The sequence below is a fragment of the Halothiobacillus sp. genome (genome assembly GCF_027346185.1).
Classification (GTDB): domain Bacteria; phylum Pseudomonadota; class Gammaproteobacteria; order Halothiobacillales; family Halothiobacillaceae; genus Halothiobacillus.
This window is the reverse complement of record NZ_DAIESY010000078.1, coordinates 1-5226: the sequence shown is the minus strand read 5'-3', so window position 1 is coordinate 5226 and position 5226 is coordinate 1. Positions and strand designations below refer to the sequence as shown.

At 58.1% G+C, this 5226-nt stretch carries 3 protein-coding genes and 1 pseudogene; all 4 read left to right on the top strand.

Annotated elements, in window-relative coordinates; all coding sequences use genetic code 11:
* Positions 1–402: 4-hydroxy-tetrahydrodipicolinate reductase (dapB, locus tag M7R55_RS06265; protein WP_298219478.1), on the top strand; the 402-nt coding region annotated here is incomplete at its 5' end.
* Positions 403–593: 191 nt separating this feature from the next.
* Positions 594–1727 carry a glutamine-hydrolyzing carbamoyl-phosphate synthase small subunit gene (carA, locus tag M7R55_RS06260; protein ID WP_298219477.1) on the top strand — a complete coding sequence of 378 codons (1134 nt, stop codon included), beginning with the start codon at positions 594–596 and terminating at the stop codon, positions 1725–1727.
* An 87-nt stretch (positions 1728–1814) separates the two neighbouring features.
* On the top strand, positions 1815–5054 hold the full coding sequence (gene carB, locus M7R55_RS06255; protein ID WP_298219475.1) for a carbamoyl-phosphate synthase large subunit: 3240 nt from the start codon (positions 1815–1817) through the stop codon (positions 5052–5054).
* Between the two features lie 6 nt (positions 5055–5060).
* A pseudogene (gene greA / locus M7R55_RS06250) lies at positions 5061–5226 on the top strand (transcription elongation factor GreA); the annotation flags it as partial.

Here is a 5226-nt window from a genome sequence, read left to right as displayed (position 1 = left end):
CTGCTGGAAGTGGCGACGCGGGTGCTGAACGAAGGCTACGACATCGAAATCATCGAAGCGCATCATCGCCATAAAGTGGATGCGCCGTCCGGCACGGCGCTGCGCATGGGCGAAGTGATCGCTGACACGCTGGGCCGTAGCTTGGCCGAATGCGCGGTGTACGGCCGCGAGGGCGTCACCGGCGAGCGCTCGCCCTCGACTATCGGCTTCGCCACGGTGCGCGGCGGCGATATCGTCGGCGACCACACTGTGATGTTCGCCGGTACCGGGGAGCGTATCGAGATTACCCACAAGGCCAGCAGCCGTGCCAACTTCGCGCTGGGTGCGCTGCGCGCTGCGCGCTTCCTGAAAACACATCCTGCCGGGATGTACGACATGCAGGATGTGCTGGGCCTGAAATAAGTTCTATAAAGCGTAACATTCGGGCGTGCGCATGGACAAAATAGCCGCTTGTCGGGCATAATCGCGGCCAATATTCTGCTTTGAATCGCCGGGTGCCAGTGCGCGTCCGAAGGGTTCTGTGCAATGAAACGCTTCAAAAATAACGGGTTGTAAAAAACCTGTTCGCATATCGGTTTAAATGGGAGAGTCTCTTGAAACACACAGCGCTATTGGCCCTGGCCGACGGTAGTCTTTTTTACGGCACATCGATTGGCGCTGCAGGTTCGACGGTTGGCGAAGTGGTTTTCAACACGGCCATGACGGGTTATCAAGAGATTCTGACTGACCCTTCCTACCGCCGGCAGATCGTCACCCTGACCTATCCGCATATCGGCAATGTTGGCGTAAATGCCGATGATGCTGAATCTACGGGAGTTCACGCCGCAGGTCTGGTGATCCGTGATGCCTCGTCCATCGTCAGCAACTGGCGCACCGAAGAATCCCTGCAAGCTTATTGCGAGCGCCATGGCCTGCAGGCCATCGCCGATATCGATACCCGTGCCCTGACGCGCGTACTGCGGGATAAAGGCGCCCAGAACGGATGCATTCAGACAGGCGAGAACCTCGATCCTGAGGCCGCACTGGCGCAGGCGCGCGGGTTTGCCGGCCTTGATGGCATGGATCTCGTGCCGGAAGTGACAACCGATCGTCCCATTGAGTGGACGCAAGGCACCTGGGATCTCGACCCCGAAAACCCGGCTCCGCGCCCCGAATTGACACGCCATGTGGTGACCTGGGATTACGGCATGAAACGCAATATCCTGCGTATGCTGGTCGATCGCGGATGTCGTGTGACGATGTTGCCTGCCACCACGCCAGCGAGCGACGTGCTGGCAATGAATCCCGATGGCATCCTGCTCGGCAATGGTCCGGGTGACCCGGCAGCCTGCCATTACGCCATCGAGGCGATTACCGAAGTGCTAAAGCACGATGTGCCCGTTTTCGGTATCTGTCTGGGCCACCAGTTGCTCGCGCTGGCCAGTGGCGCGAAAACCATCAAGATGAAGTTCGGTCATCACGGCGCGAACCATCCGGTGCAGGACATCGAATCCGGGAGAGTCTTCATTTCCAGCCAGAACCACGGGTTTGCGGTGGATGAAGACACGCTGCCTTCAAATCTCAGAGCGACTCATCGCTCACTGTTTGATGGCAGCTTGCAGGGCATCGCCCGTACCGACCGCAGCGCATTCAGTTTCCAGGGGCACCCCGAAGCGAGCCCCGGCCCACACGATCTGGGTTTGCTGTTCGATCAGTTCGTTGCCGCCATCGATGCCCGCACGGCGTAATTGAGTCCTGTTTGCCGACCCAAAAACCTGCTTGAAGATCTGCTTGAAAAATCGACGCTTGTTCGTTGTTAAATTTGTGAATTTGCCATGCCAAAACGTACCGACCTAAAAAGTATCCTTATTATCGGCGCCGGCCCTATCGTGATCGGCCAGGCCTGCGAATTCGATTATTCCGGCGCGCAGGCTTGTAAGGCGTTGAAGGAGGAGGGGTATCGGGTCATTCTGATCAACTCCAATCCGGCCACGATCATGACCGACCCCGGCATGGCCGATGCCACCTATGTCGAGCCAATCAACTGGGAAACAGTCGCTGCAATCATCGAGAAAGAGCGCCCGGACGCCCTATTGCCAACCATGGGTGGACAAACCGCACTCAATTGCGCGCTGGATCTGGCAAGGAATGGTGTGCTGGAAAAATTCAATTGCGAACTGATCGGCGCCAGCGAAGACGCGATCGACATGGCCGAAGACCGTGAACGTTTCCGTGAGGCCATGACGGAAATCGGGCTGTCCACGCCGACTTCGTACATCGTCCATACACTGGAAGAAGCGTTCGTCGAGCAGCCCAAGCTTGGTTTTCCGGTCATCATTCGTCCTTCGTTCACGATGGGCGGTTCGGGTGGCGGTATTGCCTACAACCGTGAAGAGTTTGAAGAAATTGTCCGCCGTGGACTGGATCTGTCGCCTACGAGCGAACTTTTGATCGAACAGTCCGTCCTCGGCTGGAAAGAATATGAAATGGAAGTGGTGCGTGATCGCAACGACAACTGCATCATCATCTGTTCCATCGAAAACTTCGATCCGATGGGCGTGCATACCGGTGATTCGATCACCGTGGCGCCGGCTCAGACGCTCACCGACAAGGAATACCAGATCATGCGCAACGCCTCGCTGGCGGTTCTGCGCAAGATCGGTGTTGAAACCGGCGGTTTGAACGTTCAGTTTGCGGTCAATCCCGAAAACGGCGCCATGATCGTGATCGAAATGAACCCACGTGTGTCGCGTTCTTCCGCCTTGGCGTCAAAGGCGACGGGGTTCCCGATTGCCAAAGTGGCCGCAAAACTGGCCGTGGGTTACACACTGGATGAACTGCGCAACGAAATCACGCAAGGCGCAACGCCCGTTTCGTTCGAGCCGACCATCGATTACGTGGTCACCAAGGTTCCGCGTTTCACCTTCGAGAAATTCCCGCAGGCCGATAGCCGCCTGACGACGCAGATGAAGTCTGTGGGTGAGGTCATGGCCATCGGTCGAACCTTCCAGGAATCACTGCAAAAAGCGCTCCGGGGTTTGGAAATCGGTGTAGATGGCTTCGATGAGATTCTCGACCGTAATCTCAATGCCGAAGATGCCGAGGACGAGTTGATCCGCCAGTTGCGTGAGCCGCGCCACGACCGACTCTGGTATGTGGCCGATGCGTTCCGTCATGGCTTTACATTGGAAGACGTGCACGAGCATTCGAAGATCGACCCGTGGTTCCTGATTCAGATAGAAGAGATCATCCGTAAAGAACAGGAACTGCGTGGTCAGTCGCTGCAGAACCTCGATCGCGACACACTCTGGCGCATCAAGCGTATGGGCTTCTCCGATCGGCGTCTGGCCCGCTTACTGGATGAAACCGAAAGCACCGTGCGTGCGCATCGACATGGCTTGGGCGTTCGACCGGTGTTCAAACGTGTGGATACCTGCGCGGCAGAATTCCCGACCGACACGGCCTATCTGTATTCCACCTACGAGCAGTTCTGCGAAGCGGAACCGAGCCAACGCGACAAGATCATGATCTTAGGTGGCGGGCCGAACCGGATCGGGCAGGGTATCGAGTTTGACTATTGCTGTGTCCACGCTGCCCTCGCGCTGCGGGAAGACGGCTTCGAGACCATCATGGTCAACTGCAATCCCGAGACCGTTTCGACCGATTACGATATTTCCGATCGACTCTATTTTGAATCGTTGACGCTCGAAGACGTGCTCGAAATCATCGAGGTTGAAAAACCCAAGGGTGTCATCGTGCAGTTCGGCGGTCAGACACCGCTGAAACTGGCGCGCGATCTCGAAAAAGCAGGCGCGCCGATCATCGGTACCACGCCCGATGCCATCGACCGGGCAGAGGATCGCGAACGCTTCCAACAACTGCTACAGCGACTGCAATTACGCCAGCCAGAAAATGCCATCGCCCGCAGTAGCAGCGAGGCCCTGACCCATGCCCGCGCCCTGGGTTACCCTTTGGTGGTGCGTCCGTCCTATGTGCTCGGTGGGCGCGCCATGCGCATCGTCTATGCCGAGGACGATCTCGAGCGTTACATGCAAGAGGCAGTGCGCGTATCGGTCGATCAACCGGTGCTGCTCGATCGCTTCCTGAACAATGCCCTCGAAGTCGACATCGACGCGGTAGCCGACGGTGAGCGCGTGCTGGTCGCCGGCATTATGGAGCACATCGAGCAGGCGGGCGTGCACAGCGGCGATTCTGCCTGCTGCCTGCCGCCCTATTCCCTGCCGAACGAGATACAAACCCAGCTGCGGCAACAGACGGAGGTGCTGGGCAAGGCACTGGGCGTGGTCGGCCTGATGAACTGCCAATTTGCGGTGCAGGGATCCGATATCTTTGTGTTGGAAGTGAACCCCCGCGCCTCGCGCACGGTGCCCTTTGTTTCCAAGGCGGCAGGCATTCCCCTGGCCAAGATTGCCGCCCGTTGTATGGCGGGTAATACCCTGGCCGAGCAGGGAGTGGAAGAAATCACCCTGGGGCAACACTTCAGCGTCAAGGAAGCGGTCTTTCCCTTTCTCAAGTTCCCCGGCGTCGACGTGCTCCTTGGCCCGGAGATGAAATCTACCGGCGAGGTGATGGGCATTGGCACAAGCTTCGGCGAGGCCTTTCTCAAGGCACAAATCGCTGCTGGTGAACACCTCCCACGGCAAGGCACCGTTTTTTTGAGCGTGCGCGATGCCGATAAGGAAGGCATCATTCCCGTCGCGCGTGCACTACATCGGCTGGGCTTTGCCCTGCTTGCCACGCGCGGCACCGCCTCGCAGCTGGAACATGCCGGCCTGAGCGTTACCGCCGTCAACAAAGTCACCGAGGGGCGGCCCCATATTGTCGATGCCATCAAAAATGGCAAGGTGCAAATCATCATCAACACCGTCGATGAGCGCCAATCGGTGCGCGACTCCTTTAGCATCCGTCGCGCCGCCCTGCAGATGGGCCTCACCTACTACACCACCCTGGCTGGCGCCACGGCGGGTACCGCCGCCTTAGGCGTACTGCTCAGCCAGGAGCGTAGTGTCGTTTGTTTGCAGGACCTGGCCAGCCAGCACCCTTCCCGGAGGTAGAGTAAAATGAGTGATAAAATTCCGATGACGGTCGTCGGCGCACAGCGTTTGCGTGAAGAACTCCAGCGCCTCAAAACCAAGGATCGCCCGATGGTGATCGAAGCCATCGCCGAGGCGCGCGCCAAAGGCGATCTTTCGGAAAATGCCGAATATGATGCCGCAAAAGAGCAGC

What these genes read in the sequence shown, in the direction of transcription:
- carB (WP_298219475.1), top strand. Translation starts at nt 1,815, where the DNA reads ATGCCAAAACGTACCGACCTAAAAAGTATCCTTATTATCGGCGCCGGC.